Source organism: Achromobacter sp. SX5, from assembly GCF_056711425.1.
This window is the reverse complement of sequence record NZ_CM160041.1, coordinates 1,460,937-1,482,721: the sequence shown is the minus strand read 5'-3', so window position 1 is coordinate 1,482,721 and position 21,785 is coordinate 1,460,937. Positions and strand designations below refer to the sequence as shown.

Below are 21,785 nucleotides of genomic sequence, written 5' to 3'. Positions count from 1 at the left end.
TAGGGACTAGGCATTTGGTAAGCGTAATAGCCCAACAAGCGTCAGAAAATCGAATTGTTTGACGGTTATCGGTAAGCTAAGATGACCAATCAATCTCCCGCTCTTGGTGCGCCATGCGTCTGCCCCTGAATACCCTGCCCGCCTTCCGCGCGGTCGCCGAATTGCAGAATCTGCGCGCGGCCGCCGAGCGCCTGCACCTGACCCACAGCGCCGTCAGCCAACAGATCAAGGGCCTGGAAGAGCAGCTGGGCTTTCCGCTGTTCGAGCGCAGCGGGCGCGGGATCGTGCTCAATAGCGCGGGCGCCGCCTTGCTGTGCGCCGTGCAGGGCGCGCTGACGCAACTGGACGAAGGTGTGCTGGCGGCTTCCGCCGCCGCCACGGGCGACGAGCAACGCTTGCGGGTGTCGGTATTGCCGTCATTCGCGCAGCGCTGGCTGCTGCCGCGCATGGCGCGCTGGCGCAGCCGCCATCCGGGGCTGGCGCTGGAGATCGATTCTTCCCAGCAGGTCGCCGACCTGCTGCGCGACGGTTTTCATGCCGCGCTGCGCTATGGGCGCGGCCCCTGGCCGGGCGTGGAATCGGAACCGCTGTTCGATGTGCCCCTGCCGCTGATCGTGCTGGCCTCGCCGGAGACGGCGGCGGCGCTGCCGGATTGCAGCCCGCAGACCCTGGCGCGCCAGCCCCTGCTGGGCGAACGCGAGATGTGGCAGCACTGGTTCAATGCGGCCGGTCTGCGCACGCCGGTGACGCCGGTAGCTTCGTTCAATGATGCCGGCATGATGCTGCAGGCGGCCGAGCAGGGCTTGGGCGTCACGCTGGGGCGCGAGCTGCTCGCGGCCGACGCGCTATGCGCCGGACGGCTGGTGCAGGTTTCGCCCGTCAGCGTCCATTACGAGCAGGAGCAGACCTATCACCTGGTCTATCGCCCCAGCCTGCGCGACTGGGGGCCGCTGGTGGCGCTGAAGCAGTGGCTGCGCGACGAGCTGGAGATGTCGCGCCGCAGCCTGGCCGGCCCCGCGGCGAAATAACGCCGCCCCGCCTCAGGCGACCTTGCGCGCCGTGGGCGCAGCGGGCTGCATCGAGTCCGTTTCATTGAAGCGCTGATGCCAGGAGAACGCTTCCTCGAGCAGGTGCGGGGTCTGGCCGCCGCGTTCGCAGGCGCGGTCGAAGTAGTCCTGCAGGGCGTCGCGGTACGAAGGATGCACGCAGTTGCGGATGATGGCGCGGGCGCGTTCGCGCGGGGCCAGGCCGCGCAGGTCGGCCAGTCCGCATTCGGTGACCAGCACGTCCACGTCATGTTCGGTGTGGTCGACGTGGGACACCATGGGCACGACGCTGGAGATGTCGCCGTTCTTGGCCATGGACTTGGACACGAAGATGGCCAGGTGCGCGTTGCGCGCGAAGTCGCCCGAACCGCCGATGCCGTTCATCATGTGCGTGCCGCCCACGTGGGTCGAATTCACGTTGCCGTAGATGTCGAACTCCAGCGCGGTGTTGATCGCGATGATGCCCAGGCGGCGCACGATTTCCGGCGCGTTGCTGATTTCCTGCGGCCGCAGCACGATGCGTTCGCGGTAATGCTCGATGTTGGCCAGGATTTTTTCGTACACGGGCTTGGACACCGTGATCGACGAAGCCGAGGCGAAGGCCAGCTTGCCCTGGTCCAGCAGTTCGATGGCGCTGTCCTGCAGCACCTCCGAGTACATGGTCAGCCGTTCGAAGCCGGACGATTCGAATCCGTGCAGCACGGCGTTGGCGATGGTGCCGATGCCGGCCTGCAGCGGCAGGAGCGAATTGTCCAGGCGGCCGGCCTCGACTTCGCCGCGCAGGAAGGCGTTGATGTGGCCGGCGATGGCGTTGGTCTCGGCATCGGGCGGCAAGGCGTTCGAGGGACTGTCCGGCTCGCTCGTGATGACGATGGCGGCGATCTTGTCCGGGTCGACCTCGATACAGGTCTGGCCGATGCGCTGCTCCGGCGACACCAGGCCGATGGGCTGGCGCTGCGGCCTGTCGGCGGGCACGTAGATGTCGTGCAGCCCTTCGATGGCGGCGGGCACGCTCAGGTTCAGTTCGATGATGATGCGGTCGGCCTGCTGCGCGAACGAGGCGGAGTTGCCCACCGACATCGTCGGCACGATGGCGCCGCTCTCGGTAATGGCGGCGGCCTCGATGATGGCCACGTTGATGGGACCGATATGGCCGGCGCGCAGCTGTTCGACGGTTTCGGACAGGTGCTGGTCGATGAAGGCGATCTCGCCCTGGTTGATCTTGCGGCGCAGCGTGGTGTCGACCTGGAACGGCATGCGGCGCGCCAGGGCGTTGGCCTGCGCCAGCAGCTTGTCCGTATCGTGGCCGAGCGAGGCGCCGGTGATCAGGGTGATGGACAGCGGCTCGCGCTCGGCGCGGGCCGCCAGCGCCGCCGGCACAGACTTGCAGTCGCCGGCGCGGGTGAAGCCGCTCATTCCGACGGTCATGCCGTCCTGAACCAGCAAAGCCGCCTGTTCGGCGGACGTGATCTTGGCGCGCAGCCCAGGGTGGCGGATACGGTCGAGATGCATGGTGTCTCCAGATTCAAGGGCCAACGGCTGGCGGCGGGGCGCGGCGAAGCCTGGCGCCCAGGCGCCGTCTGACGCGGCGTTTCCCGAGATCCCACGGCCGGATCGTGGCGGCCCAGGGACGATTTTCCGGCAGTATAGGAAGGCCGGCCCAAATCTCGTAATGACTTAAAATCATCCAATCCAGTCGTTTTTTTCATCGTTTGCTCATAGCCGCGCATGGCGCGCAAGGGAGGGCCGCGGACCATGGACGTGCGCGCATTGCGGTATTTCGTCGAAACCGTCAGGCATGCCAGCTTCACGCAGGCCGCGAAGGCGCTGTTCGTGACGCAATCGACGGTCAGCAAGATGATTCGCCAGCTGGAGGACGAGGCCGGCACGCCGCTGCTGATCCGTGACGGCCACACCGCACGCCCCACCGATACCGGCCGGGTCATGTACCAGCGCGGGCTGCAGGTGCTGGAGACCATGCGCCAGCTCGCCGACGAGCTGCGCCAGACCACGGACCTGCGCCGCGGCGCGCTGGAGGTCGGCATTCCGCCCATGATCAACCTGCTGTTCACGCCGGTGGTCAAGCGCTTTCGCGAGCGCCATCCCGGCATCCACCTGACCCTGCGCGAAGGCACCGGGCAGGCGGTCGAGGGCCTGGTCGCAAGCGGCGAACTTGAAGTGGGCGCCACCATCCTGCCGATCGCGCCCGACGGCGGGCTGGCCGCCCAGCCCTTCGGCCGCTATCCCATCTGGGCGATCGGGCCGCCGGACGCGCCGTGGGCGGGCAAGACCTCGCTGCCGCTGGGCGCGCTGCGCGAGGCGCGGCTATTGATACCCACGGACGATTTCGCCATCACGCGGCGCCTGCGCCAGGCCTGCGCCGAGGCCGGCTTCCAGCCCGGCATCGCGGCGCAGAGCGCGCATTGGGATTTCCTGGTGGCCATGGCTTCCGCGGGCCTGGGCGTGGCGCTCCTGCCCGAGCCGCTGATGCAGCGGATCAAGACGCGCGGCCTGAGCACGGCCAAACTGGCCAAGTCCGGCATCCAGTGGGAAGTCGGCCATATCTGGCAGCAATCGGTTTATCTGTCGCACGCGGCGCGCGCCTGGCTGGAGGTGTGCGACGAAGTGCTGGGCAAGCCGAAAATCGCGCCGGCGCGCCGGGCGAGTTGAATCCAAACGTTGGCCACGTAAACTTGGATTGCGGGCGCCGGCGCCGGCCGCCGCTCCCGTCAATCCGCCCCTTTTTTCAATAGCCGCGCAGCCGGCCCGCTGGCGACGATCGCGGCCGGGTTAAAAATGGGGCCATAGCACCAGTTTTTGTTGCAATGGGCAGGACTGCGGCTTGTTATGCTGCCGCCTCGATGCGAGCCACTCGCCCTGAAACATGATTCCTATTCCCTCTACCCTGCCCCTGCGGACCGGCCGCGCCCGGCCGTCCTCGCTCATGGCGCTGGTCGCGGCCCTGCTGCTGGCGCTGTTCCTGTTTCCCGCCGTCGCGGCCTCGCCGCCCACCCCGGCCGATACCGAAGCCATGCTGGGCTCGGCGCGCAAGCAGATCGACGAGATCCGCAAGCGCGTGGCCGACGAAACCGACGACGCCAGCCTGGTGAAGCAGCGCGGCGAGGCCCTGGACATCCAGTCCAAGGCGGACGCCGCGGCCGAGGCGCTGGCGCCGCAACTGGCCAGCGTGGCGGCCAAGCTGAGCGAACTGGGCACGCCGCCCGAAGGCGCCAAGGAAGCGCCGGACGTGGCCGCGCAGCGCGCGCAGCTGGAAAAGAGCAATCGCGCGCTGGACGCGCAGATCAAGCTGGCGCGGCTGCTGTCGGTGGACGCCGGGCAGACCGCGGAACAGATTTCGGCGCAGCGCCGCACCCAGTTCCAGGCGCGCCTGGGAGAGCGGCGCGACTCCTTTCTCTCCGACCCGTTCTGGACCGAGTTCCGCGCGGAATTCCCGCGCGACCTGGAACGCCTGGAGGACTTGGGCGATAACCTGTCGACCGCGGTCGGGCAGACCCCGAAAAGAGGCTGGCTGCTGCTGGCCGCCGCGGCCGCGCTGACGATCGCCCTGCGCATCTGGATCGGCCGCCTGCTGCTGCGCCTGACCGCCACCCGCGTGCCGCCGGGCCGGCTGCGGCGCTCGTTCCTGGCGCTGACCCACGTGGCCATGGCGGTGGCCACGCCGGGCATCATCGCGCTGCTGATCCACGTCGGCCTGGACTGGAATTCGCAGTTGAGCGACAACACGTCGTCGCTGCTGGCCAACCTGGTGGCGACGGTCTGTTTCGGCGGATACGTGTCCGGCCTGGGCTATGCGCTGCTGTCCTCGAACCGGCCCTCGTGGCGCCTGCCGCCGATCAGCGACCTCGTGGCGACGCGGCTGCGCTGGGTGCCCGGCGTGGTGGGCGTGCTGGTGGTGATGATCTGGCTGGCCGAGCGCCTGCCCGTGCTGCTCAACGCCAGCCTGACGACGACGATCACGCTGACCGGCATCGTCGCCGTCATGACCATGGCCCTGATCGGCGCGGTGCTGGCCATCGGCCGCCGGCTGCGCCGCCGCGCGATGCAGGAAAGCGATGCGCCCATTCCTTTCTGGGTGTCGCTGCTGCTGAGCGCCATCTGGACCGTGCTGATACTGAGCCTGGCCAGCCTGCTGGCCGGCTATGTGGCGTTCGGCAGCTTCCTGGTCAAGCAGACGCTGTGGACGCTCATCGTGCTGGCCTCGGCCTATCTGGCCTCGACCCTGATCGAAGACGGTTTCGGCACGCTGCTGGGCACTTCGCACCGCGACAGCGAGCGCGAAGCCCCCAGCATCCGCGACCAGGCCGCGGTGCTGCTGTCCGGCGTCGGCCGGGTGGCCGTCGGGCTGCTCGCCATCACGCTGCTGCTGGCGCCGTTCGGCGAAGCGCCCACCGACCTGCTGCAGCGCTTCGACCAGTTGCGCAAGGGCCTGGCCATCGGCGAGGCGCAGATCCGCCCGGGTGCGGTGCTGCAGGCGCTGCTGGTGCTGGGGCTGTCGCTGCTGGGCGTGAAGATGCTCAAGCGCTGGCTGTCCAACCGCTATCTGCCCACCACTGAGCTGGACCCCGGCATGCAGTTGTCGGCCGCCACGCTGTTCGGCTATGCCGGCGTGGTGACCGCCGTGGCGCTGGCGCTGTCGGCCGCCGGCATCGGCCTGGAACGGGTGGCGTGGATCGCCAGCGCGCTGTCGGTGGGTATCGGTTTCGGCCTGCAGGCGGTGGTCCAGAACTTCGTGTCGGGCCTGATCCTGCTGGCCGAACGTCCGGTCAAGGTGGGCGACTGGGTCTCGCTGGGCGGCGTGGAGGGCGACATCCTGCGCATCAACGTGCGCGCCACCGAGATCCAGATGGGCGACCGCTCGACGGTGATCGTGCCGAACTCGGAGTTCGTCACCAAGACCGTGCGCAACGTGACCCGCTCCAACCCGCTGGGCCTGGTCCAGATCAAGCTGCCGCTGCCCCTGTCCACCGACGCCGAACAGGTGCACGACCTGATCCTGCAGGCCTTCGCCGACCACGAGGACGTGCTGGAGACGCCGGCGCCGAACGTGTTCCTGGACGGCATCGAAGGCGGCCACCTGATCTTCAACGCCAAGGGCTACGTGTCCTCGCCGCGAGCCGCGTACGGGGTGCGCAGCGCCCTGCTGTTCACCGTGCTCAAGCGGCTGCACGATGCGGGGCTGGAGGTCTCTTCGCCGCCCACCATGCTGCTGGCCTCGGCCCCGGAACTGCCGCCCATGCAGGCGGCCGCGCCGGCGCCGGGCGCGCATCCCGCGCCCTGAGCGGCCGGCGGGCTCAGCCCGGCGTGTAGAGGTCCGCGAAGGCCTGCTGGTCCAGCCTGGGATTGCGCAGCGGCGGCGAGGCCAGCGCGGCGCTGCGCACCGAGCGCACGGGATAGGCCTGGGCCGCCGGCGGCAGCGGCTGGCCCAGGGGCGGGCGTTCGGCCAGCACCGGCGCCGACGGCGCGACCTGCGCCACGGCGGCGCCGTCGAATCGGTGATCCGCCGTGGTCAGCGCGGGATTGGTGCAAAGCCCCTGCGCCACCAGCGCGGCCTTGGTGCGGTCATCGGTCTGGCACAGGATGTCGATGGCGGCCGTCTCCAGGCGCCGCGCCCGGTCGGCGTCCTTGGTGGACGCGGCCGCCTGCATGGTGCGTTCGAAGTTGCGCCGCAGGCTGCACTTCTGGTCCTCGATCGGGATCGCCACGTTCATGCCGAAGCCGACCACGGAACCGCCTCCTCCGGCGGAAACCATGCAGCTGTCCGACGAAAACGAGCCGTAGAAACTCTGGCCGCCCACCGGCGGCGCGCTGCGCAGCGTGCTGGAGCCGCCGTTGCTGGAATTGAAGGTGATGCCCTGGTTGTTGCCGGCATTGGTCGAGCCCGAGGTCGCCGACGTCGTGGCACTGGAACTGCTGGTCTGGGCCGCGGCGGAGAACGCGGCCAGCGACAGCGTCATGGCAAGCGCTATGGTCTTCATGATGTCTCCTCTACCGGACGGCCGCAGCCGTCCGGTCAGGGGTCAGTGATTGAACCCTGCGACATGGCCTACCGCGCCGATGCCGTGTATTGCCCCGAACGCCCCCACGTTCGCCGCGTGGAACGTCCCGGTGGCCGAGGCGCTGGTCTCGGTCTGCCCGAACGAGGCCCCGCCGTTGGCGATGCTGTCGCCCACCATGATGGGCGCGTTGCCCGACACGCTGCCGTACGACTCGCTGGTGGCGTATTGGCGCGTGCTGGTGACGACTTGCGTTCCGTCCGCACCGAAGCTGCCTCCTGCCTGGGCCACGCCGCCGGTTTCACCGAACGAGGTCTGGCTGGACGAACCGTAGCCGTTGATCTGGGTGGCCACCACGGAACTGCCGGTGGAGATGGATGACACGGTGCCGTTGATGGCGCCGGAATGGACCGTCACCGAACCGCCGGGGCCGGTGGCGTAGGCGGTGGCGGCGAACAGGGACAACGCGGCGACTGCTGCGAGCTTTTTCATTTGAGCTCCTCCCGATCCGTGCTTGCACGGATGCATGGCTGCCGGCGACCGACCGGCGCGGACCGTTACCCTCCCAGCCCTCCGGACAATGACGAAAGGCCTGGGACTTTCGTATTGGTACGGAATGATTGCGCCGTCCTAGATCCGTCGATATCGGCTGAACGGGCGACCGACTCCCGCCGGACGATCCGGGCCGGTAACACATCCGGCCAAATGTGCGAACACGTCGCGCGCGGACCATACGTATGGACGAAACGCAAAGGGCTGCGACGGCCGCGCCGCGCGCCGCACTCGGCCCGATGGATGGGAAGGCCGGCGCGCGCCTGCGGCAACTGCACTAGGACGCGCGGGCGACGGGGCCGTCCCTGCATTTCCCGCAAGCGCCGTCAAGCTGTCGTACGGCTGAATACCGCCTTTTTCGGCCATACTATCTGCGCCGCCGGCCGCTGCCGGCTTCATCCATCACAGGGAGACAAGACCATGATCCAGGAGATTGCCAGCATCCACGTGCGCGAGGGGCAGGAAGCACTGTTCGAGGCCGGCGTGGCGCAGGCCAAGCCGCTGTTCCTGCGGGCCCGCGGCTGCCACGGCATGGAGCTGTACCGCAGCATCGAACTGCCGCAGCGCTACACGCTGGTGGTGGAGTGGGAGACCGTTGAAAACCACATGGTCGATTTCCGCGAATCCAGCGATTTCCAGGAATGGCGCAAGCTGGTGGCGGGCTTTTTCGTCGAGCCGCCGCAGGTGCATCACGAGCAGAAGGTGATCTGAGGGGGGTGGAGCGATGGGTTACGCGCGTTCCGCAGCGGTTTTTTATATCGAATGTCTCGCGCTGCACCCATCCTACGGCCTCACGATCGTAGATTCTATGGTTTCGCGCAAGCCTGATTGACGTTGAAGCGCGTCGGATCGAAGGGTTTGCGTGATTTCCATACGCCGAAGGCGATGCGCAAGAGCTTTCTGGCGATGATGTTCAAGGCCTGGGTGGTAGCCCAGCCTTTGGCGCGCAATGCCTGATACAAGGGTTTGAAGACCTCCGATCTGGAGGCTGCGCTGGCGGCGTTGTAGGCCAGGCTACGCAGGATGGCATCGCCTTGCTTGCTAAGCACACGCAGGCCTTTATAGGTGCCAGACTCTTTGGGCCTGGGGTCCAGACCCGCATAGGCCACCACGGCATCGGAGCTGGCGAACGGTATGCGAGCGAAGGTGGTCGCCAGGGCCGTACCGGTCAGCTTACCTACACCGGTGATGCTGGTAAGCAACTTAAAGTCTTGCTCCAGTTCCGGCTCCGCTTCGATCTGGACAATCATCTGGTCTTCGAGAGAGTCAGCCAGCTCGGTCAGGGCATCGAGTACCTTCTGCACCTGGGCCTGGGCGCACGCCTGCTGGTGACGCTCGCTGGACAGCCGCAGTTGGGTCCGGGTGTTCACGGTCATTTTGCGTAAGTGCAGCATCTGGCGCAGACGCAGGATGTGGTGCGGAGTCGGCTGATACGGGTGCAGGCGATGGTGTTCTGAGGCGATAAATCGGGCGATCATGACGGCATCAAGCTGGTCTGTCTTGCCGCGTTGGCCCAGGGATTTGGCGTAATGGAACAAAACCTTGGGATTGACCACGTAGACCCGCAGCCCCCGCTCGTAGGCCAGATCAGCCAGCAGGCGTTCGTAACCACCGGTCGATTCCATGGCCAGTACGCTGCCCTCGGGCAAGCTTTGCAGCCAAGGCGTCAGGCCGCTGAGGGTGTTCTTGAGGGTTTTGGTGACGGGCTTGGTGTGGCGATAGTCGGCCACCACGATTTCGGCCTTGCCGACATCCGCACCGAAGAAAGAGCATGCGATTTGCATCTGTAGACCCCTTGCGCTAGCGTTAAGCCTGCTGGGGAAGCCTCGCCCGATGCGTTACCTTGCGATCAATCGGCGGTCCTGGCCGCTAGATTCTTAATCGACGTGTTTGGGCGGGGTGGGATATCTACCGACGTCAGTCCGCACGAACGGCTGATGGATGGGTGTGTCCCTATCCCCAGCTCCCACCGAACACATTTCGGTGAGGGCTATAGAACCATACAAGGATGGGTGCAGCGCGAGAGTCTTTAGGCCGGAACGCGACCATCGAACGCGCGAAACCCATCAGCCGGCGCCCCCCCCAACAACGACCCGGCCGCCAGCGCCACCGCCACGGTGGTGCGCACGTCGGCCAGCGCCCGGTGCGTGGGGTTGGACGCGCCGACGTGGCGGGCCAGGATCTCCAGCTTGTGCGAAGGCAGTTCGGGCCAGGCGCGCCGGGCCAGCGCCAGCGTGCAGTGGGTGGGGTTGGAAAACGGCATGCCGGTCTGGTCCGCTGCCGCGCCCAGGAAGCGCCGGTCGAAGGACGCGTTGTGGAAGAACACCGGCAGGTCTTCGACGAAGTCCAGGAAAGACGAGAACGCCTGCGTCACCGGCACGCCGTGGCGGTCCACCTCGGCCTGCGTGATGCCGGTCAGGCGGGTGATGAACGACGGCACCGGGCCGCGCGTGCGCACCACCTGCGAGTACTCGCGCTCCAGCGCGCCGGCCGCGCCCACGCGCACGGCGGCGAATTCCAGGATCTCGCAGGTGGCGGTGGACAGGCCGGTCGTTTCCAGGTCGGCCACGATGAAGGGGCCGCGCAATGCCTGCAGCGCGTCGCTCAGGGCCTCGGCCTTGCGGCCCGCCGCCGCGCCGGCCGCGCGCGGCCGTCGGTAGAAATAGCTCATGGCTTCACTGCGCCGAAGCCAGCGGCGCGAAACGCGGCCTGCCGTCGTCCAGCTTCCCGAAGAACATCTCCGCCGGACGCACCCACAGCCCGCGTTCGTGCGGCCACAGGTGTTCGTACACGACCAGGGATTCTTCGGTTTCGGAATGGCGGGCGGTGCCCACGTAGCGGTACAGGCCGCCCTTGTAGTGGCGGTGCGAGGCGAGAGCCAGGGCTTCGGATTCGGTCATGGAGGACTGCGGCAGCAATATGGCCCGGGCATGGCGGTGCATGACCGGGCCTGAAGGTTCGGACGATACCGAGTTTATAGCGCACCGGCGCGGATCAGGCCGCGTCCAGCTCGCGGTAACGGCGGAAAATGCCGTCGCCGTAGGGCAGGCGCCTGCCGCTCTGGAAATACGGCTGCAGCTCCGGCAGCGCCGCCACGCGCGCATGCAGCGCCATGACCTTGGGATAGGACGCGGCCAGCGTCGCCATGCGCTTCGGGAAGGCATAGAGCAGGCCGTCGACCAGCTGGAACAAGGACAGGTCCGCATAGGTCCAGCGCTCGCCGCCGGCCAGCCAGGCCTGCTGCCCTTCCAGCACCCGCTCGAAATACCCCAGGAACTTGGGCATGCGTTCCTCGCGGAAGCTGCGCGCGCGCCGCGCCGCCTCGGCCTTCTGGTCTTCGTAGTAGTCGCTCGACGAGATGGGATGGTGGGTGTCGTGGGCTTCGGCCACCATGTCGGCGATGGTCAGCTGCAACTGGTTGACCCACAGCCGCCCTTCCACGGACTTGGGCGCCAGCCCGTGCTTTTCTCCCAGGAACAGCAGGATGTTGGCGGTCTGCGCCAGCGTCATTTTCCCGGCCACCAGATACGGCGGCGCGAAGGGCGGATATTCGCGCCGCGCGGCCATGTCGGCGGCCAGCGTGGCGCCGTCGGCGCCGGGTTCGCGCGCGCGCTCGCGGTAGGCGATGCCGCCCGCCTCCAGCGCCAGGCGCACGAACTCCCCGCGTCCGGGGATGCCGTCCCAATACCAAAGGTCGTATGTCATGCCAGCTCCTTTTCCGGTTATTGCGCGTCCTCCAGGATCATCTCCGCGCCCCGCTCGGCCACCATCATGACGGCCGCCTGGGTATTGCCGGACACCATCCTGGGCATCACCGAGGCGTCCACCACCCGCAGGCCCGACACGCCGTTGACCCGCAGGCGCGCGTCGGTGACGGCGCCGTCATCCGAGCCCATGCGGCAGGTGCCGATGGGATGGTAGATGGTCTGGCCGTTGCGGCGCGCGAAGTCCAGCCATTCATCGTAGCGCTGCACGTCCGCGCCCGGGCTCATTTCCGCGGCCACATAGGGACGCAGGGCCGGCTGGCCGACGATGCGCCGCGCCGCCATCATGCCGCCCACCAGGCTGTCGCGGTCCACCTGGGCCGACAGGAAGTTGGGGCGGATGGCCGGCCCGGCCAGCGGGTCCGCGGACTTGATGTGGATGGAACCCGTCGATTCGGGGCGCAGCTGGGCCACGCCTATCGTCATGCCGGGTTCGCGGTCCAGGATGCGTTCGGCCGCGTTCGCGTAGCTGGCGTGCACGAAGAAATACTGCACGTCGGGCGCCGACAGGTCCGGCGCGCTTTTGACGAAGCCGTGCACCAGCCCCGTGCCCAGCGTCAGAATGCCCTTGCGGCTGGCGTAGTAGCGCGCCACCTGCCGCGCCAGCCGCCAGCCGCGCGACATTTCGTTCAGCGTCACCGCGCCCTTGACGCGCCAGTTCATGCGCGTGGCGTAGTGGTCGATATAGTTTTCGCCCACCTGCGGCAGCGCATGCACCAGCGGGATTCCCAGCGATTGCAGCAGCGCCGGGCTCCCCACGCCGGACAGTTCCAGCAGTTGCGGCGACTGCACCGCCCCCAGGCACAGCAGCGTCTCGCGCGCGGCCTGCACGGTGTGCTCGCGCCCGTCCTGCCGATAGACCACACCCGTGCAGCGCCTGCCCTCGAACAGCAGCCGCGTCACGTGCGCCCCGCATTCGACGGTCAGGTTCCTGCGGCCGGCCGCGGGCCGCAGATAGCCGTCCACCACGCTCCAGCGGCGGCCCCGGTGCTGCAGCACCTGGTAGTAGCCCACGCCCTCCTGGTCGCCGCTGTTGTAGTCCGGGTTCAGGCGCTGGCCGTCTTCCTGCGCGGCGCGCAGAAAGGCGTCGGACACAGGATAGCGTTCAGCGACCTCTTCCAGGCGCATGGGGCCGTCCGTGCCGCGGCCCTCGCCTCCCCGCTCGTAGCGCTCGATCTTGCGGAACAGGCGCGCGGCCTGCGTCCAGTTCCAGCCGGCGGCGCCGGCGGCTTCCCAGCCGTCGTAATCGCCGGGCTGGCCGCGCACGTAGATCATGCCGTTGATCAGCGTCGAGCCGCCCACGCCCTTGCCCCGGGGCACGGCGATGGTCCGCCCGTATACGTTGTCTTCCGGCTCGGTGGCGAAGCGCCAGTTGTAATCCGGATCGACCAGCAGACGCGAAAAGCCCGCGGGTATCGAGATCCACATGCTGCGCGGCTGCTGCCCGGCCTCCAGCATCAGCACGCGGTGCCTGCCGTCGGCGCTCAGGCGGTTGGCCAGGATGCAGCCGGCGGTGCCGCCGCCGGCGATGATGAAATCGTATTCGCCCATGGTCGTTGCGGGTCGGGCCTCAGGCGGCGTCCGGCACGCCCAGCATCTGCGCCATCAGTTCGATCTGGCAGGCCAGCATGGGCGCGCCGTAGTGCACCTTGCAGCCGCGGGCCTGGGCGGCCAGCAGCAGCGCGGTATCGCGCGGCTGCATGATGACTTCGCAGACCAGCTGGTCCGGCGTCAGCCGCTGCGTGTCCAGCGGCAGCGCATCGTCGGGCTTCATGCCCAGCGAAGTGCCGTTGACGACCAGGTCATGCCCCGAGGGATCGGGCGTGCCGATGGCAATGTCGGCGCCGGGATGCAGCGACAGGATGCGCTGCTTCAGGTCTTCGGCCTTGGCCACGGTGCGGTTGGCGATGGTCAGCCTGGATACGCCGGCCTGCACCAGCGCGAAACCGATGGCGTTCGCGGCACCGCCGGCGCCCGCCAGGTAGGCGCTTTTTCCTTGCGGGGCGACGCCGGCCTCGATCAGGCCGCGGACGAAGCCCTCGCCGTCCAGCATGTGCGCGACCAGCCGGCCGTCGGGGTCGCGGCGCACCACGTTGGCCGCGCCTATCGCGCGCGCCACGGGGCTGGCCTCGTCGACCAGTTCCAGGATGGCGGTCTTGTGCGGCATGGTGACGATGACGCCGCCCAGGTTGTTCAAGCGCCGCAGCGCCGCCACCGCGTCGGCCAGGCCGTCGGGCCGCACGTGGAAAGGCACGCACACGCCGTCGAAGCCGATGCGGGCGAAATGCTCGTTCATGCGCTGCGGCGTCTTCACATGGTGGATGGGATCGGCCAGGATGCCGAACAGGCGGGTGTTGCCGCTGATTTCCTTCATTGGGTTCTCCGTGGTTCAAGCTTTGAGCAGTTCGCGCGCGACCTCGCCGATGCCGGCGGCGTCGAGCCTGTAGTGCGCGTACAGGGTCGCGGGCGGCGCGATCAGGCTGTATTGGTCGTAAATGCCGTGGCGGCGCAGGCGGACGCCGCAGCCGGCGTCGGCCAGCACTTCGGCCACGGCCGAGCCCAGCCCGCCCAGCACGTTGTGTTCTTCCACCGTCATCAGCGCGGAGGAGCGGCCGGCGGCGGCCAGCACAGCCTCGCGGTCCAGCGGCTTGATGGTGGCCATGTCGATCACGCCCACGGACCAGCCCTCGGCGCCCAGCTGCGCGGCGGCGGCCAGCGCGGCGTGCACGGTGATGCCGCAGGCGATGATGTTGAGGTCGCTGCCGTGGGAATGGACGATGGCGCGGCCGAATTCGAACGGCGCGCCGTCTTCGTAGACCTGCGGGTCGCGGCCGCGCCCGATGCGGAAATAGATGGGCTGCGGCCAGTCCACCGAGGCCTTGATGGCGCTGGCCAGCTGCGGCCCGTCGGCCGGCGACACCACGGTCAGGCCGGCCAGGGCGCGCATCGTGGAAATGTCTTCCGTGGCGTGGTGCGAAGTGCCGTAGAACCCCAGGCTGATGCCGGTGTGATGGCCGATGAGGCGCACGGGCAGCCCGGTATAGGCCACGTCCATGCGGATCTGTTCGCAGCACAGCAGGCCCAGGAACGAGGCGAAGGTCGCGACGAAGGGCATCATCCCGGTGGTGGCCAGGCCGGCCGCCGCCGACACCATGTTCTGCTCGGATATGCCGAACTGTACGTAGCGGTCCGGATAGGCCTGCGCGAAACGATGCAGGCCGTTGGAATATTGCAGGTCGGCCGACCCGGCCACCACGGGGTGGCCTTGCGCGGCCAGCGCGATCAGGGCGTCGGCAAGATAGGAAAGCCCGGGGTTCACCGCGTTCAGCGCGCGGTACTGCCAGGAGTCGGGGGAGAGCGGGTTTGCTTGTGCCATTCAGATCTCGCGGAACATGATTTCGTCGATAGCGGCCTGCGCGTCCTGCGGCGCCAGATAGCCCAGGTGCCAGCCGGGCTCGGTCTCCATGAAAGAGACGCCCTTGCCCTTGACGGTCCGGGCGATCACGCAGGCCGGCCGGTCGCGCGCCTCGTCGGCGCGCAGGCGGCGCAGCAGCGCGGTCAGGGCCGCCGGATCGTGGCCGTCGACCTCGTGCACCTCCCAGCCGAACGCCTGCCATTTCTCGCGCAGCGATTCCACGCCGATCACGTCGTCGACCTTGCCGTCGAGCTGGTAACCGTTGCGGTCGACGATGGCGATCAGCCGAGACAGGCGGTGGTGCGCGGCGAACAGGGCCGCTTCCCAGACCTGCCCTTCCTGCATCTCGCCGTCGCCCAGCATCACGAACACGCTGAAGTCGCGCCGGTTCATCCGGCCGCCCAGCGCCATGCCCACGCCGTTGGACAAGGCATGGCCGATGGAGCCGGAACTGAAATCGACGCCCGGCACCTTGCTCATGTCGGGGTGGTCGCCCAGCGGGCTGCCCAGCCGGGTGTAGCCGTCCAGCAGCGCCGGATCGAAAAAGCCCTGATCGGCCAGCACGGGAAAGAGGCCCACCGCCGCATGCCCCTTGCCCATCAGGAAACGGTCGCGGTCCGGCCAGCGCGGGTCGCCGCGGCGCAGGCGCATGACGCCGTAGTACAGCGCGGCAAAAATCTCGGCGCACGAGAACACCGAGCTGTAGTGGCCGACCTTGGCGATTTCGATCAGCCGGATGGTCTCCAGCCGGATGTGGCGGGCCTTTTCCCGCAGCAGCCGGACCTCCGCCTCCGAGGGGATTGCGCAGCGCTGTTCCATGCCGTCTCCTGCTTTCAACAGAATATATGATATATAATATACTAGCTTAGCGCGTATTGGTCATTGCGGGATAGAATGCATCCCGCGCCCCGCCGCTCCATCGATACAGCCGATCCGCAACCGTTATGTCGAGCCTCAAACCCGTAAAAAAAGAGAACCTCTCCGTCAAGGTCTACAACGAGATCCGCAACGCCTTGATCAACGGGCAGTACGAACCGGGAGAGCGCCTCATCATTGGCGAACTGGCCCAGGAAATGGGGGTTTCCATCACGCCCGTACGCGAGGCCATCTTCCGGCTCATCAGCGAACAGGGGCTGGAAATGCAGGCGGCCACCGCGGTCTACGTGCCGTACGTCAATTCCGAAAAGCTGCGCGAGATCCAGCAGATCCGTTTTCACCTGGAAGGCATGGGCGCGGCCGAGGCCGCGCAGAACATCACGCGCAAGCAGCTGGACAACCTGGTCGCGCTGCAGCGCGAATTCATTTCCCACACCGCCACCGATCCCAAGCGCGCCAGCTACCTGAACCGCAAGTTCCACTTCGCCATCCTGGAAGCCAGCGGCAAGCCGATACTGCGCAACACGGTGGAGTCGTTCTGGGTGATCACCGGCCCCATCCTCAAGGTCTTCCACGTCAAGACCTCGGGGCTGGACTATTCGCAGAACGAGCACCGCCACGAAGCGGTGCTGCAGGCCCTGGCCGCGCGCGACTCCGAAGCCGCCCGCAAAGCCATCCAGGCCGACCTGGTCTGGGGCGGCAAGATCATGATCGATTGGCTGGTGGAACGTGAAAAGGAGCTCGACTACCGTGGCCCTCCTCCCCGCAAATAGGCGCATGCCATGCTGAAGATTTTCGGCGCTCCGAGCCGCTACATCCAGGGAGCCGGCGCGCTGGACGCGCTGGGCCGCTACGCCGCGCTGTTCGGCGGCCGCGCGGCGCTGGTCATCGACAGCCACGTGCGCGCCCTGCTGGGGCCGCGGATCGAGGCGCTGTGCGCCGCCCATCAGGTCGAACTGGCCGCGCTCACGGTCGACGGCGACCTGACGCCCGACGCCGTCGCCGGCCTGCGCGCGCAGGCGGCGGCCAGCGGCGCCGGCATGGTGATCGCGGTGGGCGGCGGCAAGGCGCTGGACGCCGGCAAGGCGGTGGCCCGATCGCTGCACTGCCATCTCATCACCGTGCCCACCGTGGCCTCCAACGACGCGCCCACCAGCAAGAACTACGTGCTGTACGACAGCCATCACCAGCTCCTGGCGGTGGAGCACATGCTGTTCAACCCCACCATCGTGCTGGTCGACACCGCCGTGATCGCCTCCGCGCCCGCGCACTTCTTCCGCGCGGGCCTGGGAGACGCGGTCTCGAAGAAGTTCGAAGCCGAACAATGCCGGCGCAACGGCGGCATGAACATGTACGACGGCGCGCCGCCGCTGGCGGCGCAATTCCTGGCCGACGGCTGCCTGCGCACGCTGCTGGCCGACGGCGCCGACGCCATGGCCGCGGCCGGCAGCGGCCAGCCCACGCCCGCGTTCGAGCGCGTGGTGGAAGCGATGATCCTCATGAGCGGTCTCGGTTTCGAAAGCGGCGGCCTGTCCATCGCCCATGCGCTCACGCGCGGGCTGCCCCGCATCGGCGGGCTGGCCGGCGCGCCGCACGGCCTGCAGGTGGCGCTGGGCCTGCTGGTGCAGCTGGACCTGGAACAGCGCGCCGACGGCATGCTGGCCGATCTGCGGCAGTGGTACGCCCAGGTGGGCCTGCCCGCCACGCTGCGCGAGCTGGGCGCGGCCGACCCCAGCGACGCGGAACTGGCGCTGGCCGCCGAGCTGACCCTGAAGGCCCGCCACGCCGCCAACTTCGACCGCGCGCTGGACGCCGGCGCGCTGGCCGCGGCCCTGCGCCGCCACGCCTGAGCCGGCGGCGGCCGCGGCCTCAGAACGCGACCTGGTCCTTGCCCTTGAGGCCCAGCTTGGCACGGGCTTCTTCCGGCGTGGCGATCTCCAGGTTCAGCGCTTCCAGTATGGTGCGGATGCGCTCGACCTGCTCGCGGTTGGACTGGGCCATGCGGCCCGGCCCGATCCACAGGGAATCCTCCAGCCCCACGCGCACGTTCGACCCCATGGCCGCGCCTATGGTGGCCAGCGGCATCTGCGCGCGGCCGGCGCCGAGAATGGACCACTCGTACTCGTCGCCGAACAGGCGATCGGCGGTGCGCTTCATGTGCATCAGGTCTTCGGGATGCGGCCCGATGCCGCCCAGGATGCCGAACACCGACTGGATGAAGGGCGGCGACTTCACCAGGCCGCGGTCGACGAAATGCGCCAGGTTGTACAGGTGGCTGATGTCGTAGCACTCGAACTCGAAGCGCGTGCCGTTGGCGTCGCCCAGCCTCAGGATGGTTTCGATGTCCTGGTAGGTATTGCGAAACACCAGCGAGCGGCTGTTCTCCAGATGCTCGCGTTCCCAGTCGTGCCTGAATTCAGTGAAGCGGCCCAGCATGGGAAAGAGGCCGAAGTTCATCGACCCCATGTTCAGCGAGCACAGCTCCGGCTTGAAGGCCACGGCCGGCTTCATGCGTTCTTCCACCGTCATATGCGGGCTGCCGCCGGTGGTGATGTTGACGATGGCGTCGGTCGCGCCCTTGATCCGTTCGAGGAACGGCTTGAACAGCGCCGGGTCCTGCGAGGGCTTGCCGGTCTGCGGATCGCGGGCGTGCAGGTGCAGCACCGCCGCGCCCGCCTCGGCCGCGCCGATGGCCGCCTGCGCGATCTCGTCGGCCGTCACCGGCAAGTGCGGCGACATGCTGGGCGTGTGGATGGCGCCGGTCACGGCGCAGGTGATGATGACTTTCTGTCTGGGCTTGGCCATGCTGTTCTCCGTTGGATTCCTGGCGTTTCGGTTCAATAGAGCTTCTGCGTGAAGCCGTCGACCACGATGGCCTGCCCCGTCACGCTGCCGGCGGCCTCGCTGGCGTTGAACAGCACCATGTTGGCGATGTCGCGCGCCGTGACCATGCGGCCCAGCGCGGCCTGGCTTTCGTACTGCGCGGCGATTTCCTCGACCGGACGGCCCAGCGTCTGCGCCTTGGCCGCGATCACGGCGCGTATGCGCGGCCCTTCGACGGCGCCCGGCAGGATCGCGTTGACGCGGATGCCGTAGCCGCCCAGCTCGATGGCGAGCGACTTGGTAAAGCCGATCACCGCCCACTTCGACGCCGAATACACCGAACGGCCGGCAAAGCCCAGATGGCCCGCGGCCGATGACATATTGATCATCACGCCCGCGGGCGACTCCTTGAGCAGACCGATGGCCTGCCGCGCGCACAGGAACTGCCCGGTGATGTTGACGGCCAGCGTGCGGTCCCAGTCGGCCTTCGACAGGGTTTCCACATAGCCGGTGGGGCCGGCCACGCCGGCGTTGTTGACCAGGATGTCGAGCCCGCCGAGCTGCCGGCGGACCGCGGCGAACAAGGCCGCCACGCTGGCTTCGTCGGCGACGTCGGCCAGGGCGGTGTGCACGCCGGGAAGTTCGGCCGGCAGCGCCGCCAGGCGGGCTTCGTTCACGTCACACACGAATACCTCGGCGCCCGCGCCGCGGAACACCCGCGCCATCTCCAGCCCCAGCCCGTCGGCGCCGGCGGTGATCAGCACCCGTTTGCCGGCGAAAGTCACTTCATCAAACATATCCCTGTCTCCCTGGCCCTGTGAGCGGGCCTTTTTAGGATATACGATATATGAACAAATTCAGATCCACCTGATTTTTCAGGCATCTGAAATGGCGTGTGTCCATTCCGTTGCCGCAGGCCGAAAATACGGCATATAGCCGCATTAATCGTCAACTAAGCGTGTATTTACAATGCTTTAGGGAATTCCCCGATTCGTCGGGTTCAGGCCCCCACTAGAATCCAAAGCGGGAAACGTCACCCCGACGACGGATATATCATATATTCAAAAAAAGACGGGAACAGAAAAATCCCGCATCCCATACCGACAAAGGAGCGTAGCGTGATCAAGTTCAAGAAGACTGTTTTGGCGCTGGGGGTATGCGGCGCATTGGCGACGGGAACCGCGATGGCGGACATGAAGGTGGGGGCCTTGTTTCCGTTCAGCGGCGCGCTCGCCCTGCTGGGCCAGGAAAGCTATCGCGGCCTGGAACTGGCGGTCGCGGAAATCAATGCGGCCGGCGGCGTCAACGGCGAGAAGATCGAAATCATCAAGGCCGACGCGGTCGATCCGACCCAGGCGGTGTCGGAAACCAAGCGCCTGATCTCTTCCAATGTCGTCGGGGTGTTCGGCAGCTATGCCTCCGGCATCTCGTACGCGGCCTCGCCGGTCGCGGAACTGGCCGGCGTGCCGTATTTCGAACTGGGCGCCACCGCCCACAAAATCACCACGCGCAACTACCAATACCTGTTCCGCAGCAACCCCAACACGGCGCTGTACGGCGTTGCGGTGATCAACGCGCTGCACGAGATCGTCGCGCCCGGCATGGGCCTCGATCCCAAGCAGGTCAAGATCGGCATCATCCACGAAGACGGCCCCTACGGCACCGACGTGGCGGCGACCGAGAAAAAGCGCGCGCAGGAACTGGGCTACACGGTGGCCGAGGTTCTGCCCTACTCCGCCAAGACCGTCGACCTGTCGTCGCTGATCCTGCGCCTGAAGGGCGCCAAGGTCGACGTGGTGCTGCACACGGCCTACCAGAACGACGCCATCCTGTTCTTCAGCCAGGCGCGGGCGGCCGGGTTCAAGCCCAAGGTCGTGATCGGCGCGGGCGGCGGCTATTCCCTGACCGACACGGCCAAGGCCGTGGGCGCCGACATGAACGGCGTGTTCGACCTGGACTTCCCGCAGGCGTCCATCGATCCGGCCGGCGCGCCGGGGCTGGACAAGTTCCTGCAGGCCTACCGCAGCGCCTACAAGAGCGACCCGCAATCGGGCCACAGCCTGACCAACTACGTCGGCGCCAAAGCCTTCTTCGAAGCCATCGGCAACGCCAAGTCCACCGACAAGGACAAGATCCGGGCCGCGGTCCTGGCCTACAAGAAGCCGGCCGGCCAGACGGCCAACGGCTGGGCCTTCGATTTCGGCGAAGACGGCCAGAACAACGCATCCACGTTCTACGTGATGCAGTGGCAGGACGGCAAGCTCGTCACCATCGCGCCCGACAGCCTCGCGCTCGGCAAGCCGATCTTCAAGAAGTAAGCCCGGGCGCCCCGCGCACCTGACGTATCCCCCGGGGCCCGCGCGCCCCGGCCCGGACCGCTCCCCGGCCGGGCCGGGTCCGCTGCCCGCTCTCTGAGGTTGTCATATGGATCTTTTCGTTCAACTGGTCATCAACGGCCTGTTGCTGGGCGGCGCCTACACCATCATCAGCCTGGGGCTGACGCTGATCTTCGGCGTGGTGCGCGTCATCAACTTCGCGCACGGCGAGTTCCTGATGGTGGGCATGTACATGGTCTACCTGATCGCCGCGCAACTCGGCGTGCATCCCTACGCCGGCCTGGTGCCGGTCGCCATCGTCCTGTTCGCGCTGGGCGCGCTGACGCAGAAAGCCATCATTCAGCCGCTGCTCAACGCCGACCAGCACATCCAGATCTTCGCCATGGTGGGCGTGTCCACCATCCTGCTGAATCTCGCGCTGGTGATATTCGGCGCCAACGTCTACCGCGCGCCGGTCGAACTGGGCACCGACGCCATCGGCGTGGGCGCGTATTCCATGGTGACCGGGCAGCTCGTCACCTTCGTGATCGGGCTGGGCCTGGCCGTGCTGCTGCATGTCTTCATGCACCGCACCTACCTGGGCCGCGCGCTGCGGGCCGTGGCGCAGCACCGCTACGCCGCCACGCTGATGGGCGTGAACGTCAACACCGTCTACGCCATCGCCTTCGGCCTGGGCACGGCCTTCGTCGGCATCGCCGCGGGCCTGCTGGCGCCGCAGTATCCGGTCTTCCCCACCGTGGGCACGTATTTCGTGCTGACGGCGTTCGTGATCGTCGTGCTGGGCGGACTGGGCAGCCTGTACGGCGCGGTGGCGGGGTCCATGATCATCGGCATCGTGGACACGCTGGCCGGCTTCTATATCGCCCCCGACCTGAAAGAGGTCGTGTACTTCGGGATCTTCCTCTTGATCCTGGTGCTGCGCCCGAACGGACTGTTCGGCGTCGGTACCGAGTGACCCG

21 protein-coding genes are annotated in these 21,785 nt (G+C 67.5%); 8 read left to right on the top strand and 13 right to left on the bottom strand.

The features are described from left to right. The first annotated feature begins 113 nt into the window (after positions 1-113). Positions 114-1,028 carry a LysR substrate-binding domain-containing protein gene (locus AC1M14_RS06975; protein WP_102776228.1) on the top strand — a complete coding sequence of 305 codons (915 nt, stop codon included), beginning with the start codon at positions 114-116 and terminating at the stop codon, positions 1,026-1,028. 12 nt (positions 1,029-1,040) lie between these two features. Here the strand turns inward: AC1M14_RS06975 and AC1M14_RS06970 are convergent, their stop codons facing one another. Continuing rightward, complete coding sequence (locus AC1M14_RS06970) at positions 1,041-2,558, bottom strand: acetyl-CoA hydrolase/transferase family protein (RefSeq protein WP_102776229.1); 1,518 nt, start codon at positions 2,556-2,558, stop codon at positions 1,041-1,043. 243 nt (positions 2,559-2,801) lie between these two features. On the opposite strand from AC1M14_RS06970, the gene AC1M14_RS06965 reads away from it, so the two are divergent. Both AC1M14_RS06965 and AC1M14_RS06960 read left to right on the top strand, forming a co-directional pair. Beyond that, a complete protein-coding gene (locus tag AC1M14_RS06965) occupies positions 2,802-3,716 on the top strand; it encodes a LysR family transcriptional regulator (protein ID WP_479731263.1) in 915 nt (304 codons plus the stop codon). A gap of 214 nt (positions 3,717-3,930) precedes the next feature. Then, entirely contained in the window at positions 3,931-6,345 is a 2,415-nt protein-coding gene (locus AC1M14_RS06960) for a DUF3772 domain-containing protein (RefSeq protein ID WP_102776230.1), read from the top strand. A gap of 13 nt (positions 6,346-6,358) precedes the next feature. Here AC1M14_RS06960 and AC1M14_RS06955 read toward each other — a convergent pair whose 3' ends face one another. After that, a complete protein-coding gene (locus tag AC1M14_RS06955) occupies positions 6,359-7,042 on the bottom strand; it encodes a hypothetical protein (RefSeq protein WP_102776231.1) in 684 nt (227 codons plus the stop codon). A 42-nt stretch (positions 7,043-7,084) separates the two neighbouring features. Then, positions 7,085-7,552 (bottom strand): hypothetical protein, encoded by a 468-nt coding sequence (locus tag AC1M14_RS06950; protein WP_479731262.1) that lies wholly within the window; start codon positions 7,550-7,552, stop codon positions 7,085-7,087. Between the two features lie 480 nt (positions 7,553-8,032). Here AC1M14_RS06950 and AC1M14_RS06945 point away from each other — a divergent pair, with 480 nt between their 5' ends. Then, a complete protein-coding gene (locus tag AC1M14_RS06945) occupies positions 8,033-8,323 on the top strand; it encodes an antibiotic biosynthesis monooxygenase family protein (protein ID WP_102776233.1) in 291 nt (96 codons plus the stop codon). 95 nt (positions 8,324-8,418) lie between these two features. On the opposite strand, the gene AC1M14_RS06940 is transcribed toward AC1M14_RS06945, so the two are convergent. From AC1M14_RS06940 to AC1M14_RS06905, 8 genes are all read right to left on the bottom strand, one after another. Continuing rightward, positions 8,419-9,396 (bottom strand): IS110 family RNA-guided transposase, encoded by a 978-nt coding sequence (locus AC1M14_RS06940; protein ID WP_479730367.1) that lies wholly within the window; start codon positions 9,394-9,396, stop codon positions 8,419-8,421. Positions 9,397-9,641: 245 nt separating this feature from the next. Beyond that, complete coding sequence (locus AC1M14_RS06935) at positions 9,642-10,283, bottom strand: 3'-5' exonuclease (protein WP_479731261.1); 642 nt, start codon at positions 10,281-10,283, stop codon at positions 9,642-9,644. Positions 10,284-10,287: 4 nt separating this feature from the next. Beyond that, on the bottom strand, positions 10,288-10,512 hold the full coding sequence (locus tag AC1M14_RS06930) for a DUF1653 domain-containing protein (protein ID WP_102776280.1): 225 nt from the start codon (positions 10,510-10,512) through the stop codon (positions 10,288-10,290). 94 nt (positions 10,513-10,606) lie between these two features. After that, positions 10,607-11,317, bottom strand: a complete 711-nt coding sequence (locus tag AC1M14_RS06925; RefSeq protein WP_102776235.1) for a glutathione S-transferase — start codon at positions 11,315-11,317, stop codon at positions 10,607-10,609. A 17-nt stretch (positions 11,318-11,334) separates the two neighbouring features. Further along, positions 11,335-12,927 carry a GMC family oxidoreductase gene (locus tag AC1M14_RS06920; RefSeq protein WP_479731260.1) on the bottom strand — a complete coding sequence of 531 codons (1,593 nt, stop codon included), beginning with the start codon at positions 12,925-12,927 and terminating at the stop codon, positions 11,335-11,337. Positions 12,928-12,946: 19 nt separating this feature from the next. Beyond that, complete coding sequence (locus AC1M14_RS06915) at positions 12,947-13,750, bottom strand: shikimate dehydrogenase family protein (protein WP_102776237.1); 804 nt, start codon at positions 13,748-13,750, stop codon at positions 12,947-12,949. Positions 13,751-13,765: 15 nt separating this feature from the next. Beyond that, entirely contained in the window at positions 13,766-14,752 is a 987-nt protein-coding gene (locus AC1M14_RS06910) for a transketolase family protein (RefSeq protein ID WP_479731259.1), read from the bottom strand. Next, a complete protein-coding gene (locus AC1M14_RS06905; protein WP_479731258.1) occupies positions 14,753-15,610 on the bottom strand; it encodes a transketolase in 858 nt (285 codons plus the stop codon). It lies immediately after the preceding gene. 125 nt (positions 15,611-15,735) lie between these two features. Between AC1M14_RS06905 and AC1M14_RS06900 the strand changes: the two genes are divergently transcribed. Both AC1M14_RS06900 and AC1M14_RS06895 read left to right on the top strand, forming a co-directional pair. Next, positions 15,736-16,440, top strand: coding sequence for a GntR family transcriptional regulator (locus tag AC1M14_RS06900; RefSeq protein WP_102776239.1), 705 nt, complete (start codon positions 15,736-15,738; stop codon positions 16,438-16,440). Positions 16,441-16,449: 9 nt separating this feature from the next. Beyond that, complete coding sequence (locus AC1M14_RS06895) at positions 16,450-17,517, top strand: glycerol dehydrogenase (protein WP_479731257.1); 1,068 nt, start codon at positions 16,450-16,452, stop codon at positions 17,515-17,517. A gap of 19 nt (positions 17,518-17,536) precedes the next feature. Here AC1M14_RS06895 and kce read toward each other — a convergent pair whose 3' ends face one another. Both kce and AC1M14_RS06885 read right to left on the bottom strand, forming a co-directional pair. Beyond that, positions 17,537-18,472: a 3,5-dioxohexanoate:acetyl-CoA acetone transferase gene (kce, locus tag AC1M14_RS06890; RefSeq protein WP_102776241.1), complete on the bottom strand. Its 936-nt coding sequence runs from the start codon at positions 18,470-18,472 to the stop codon at positions 17,537-17,539. A 32-nt stretch (positions 18,473-18,504) separates the two neighbouring features. Next, on the bottom strand, positions 18,505-19,287 hold the full coding sequence (locus AC1M14_RS06885) for an SDR family oxidoreductase (RefSeq protein WP_111825588.1): 783 nt from the start codon (positions 19,285-19,287) through the stop codon (positions 18,505-18,507). 321 nt (positions 19,288-19,608) lie between these two features. Here AC1M14_RS06885 and AC1M14_RS06880 point away from each other — a divergent pair, with 321 nt between their 5' ends. Then, positions 19,609-20,808 (top strand): ABC transporter substrate-binding protein, encoded by a 1,200-nt coding sequence (locus tag AC1M14_RS06880; protein WP_102776243.1) that lies wholly within the window; start codon positions 19,609-19,611, stop codon positions 20,806-20,808. A gap of 106 nt (positions 20,809-20,914) precedes the next feature. Then, a complete protein-coding gene (locus tag AC1M14_RS06875) occupies positions 20,915-21,781 on the top strand; it encodes a branched-chain amino acid ABC transporter permease (RefSeq protein WP_102776244.1) in 867 nt (288 codons plus the stop codon). Positions 21,782-21,785 lie beyond the last annotated feature (4 nt).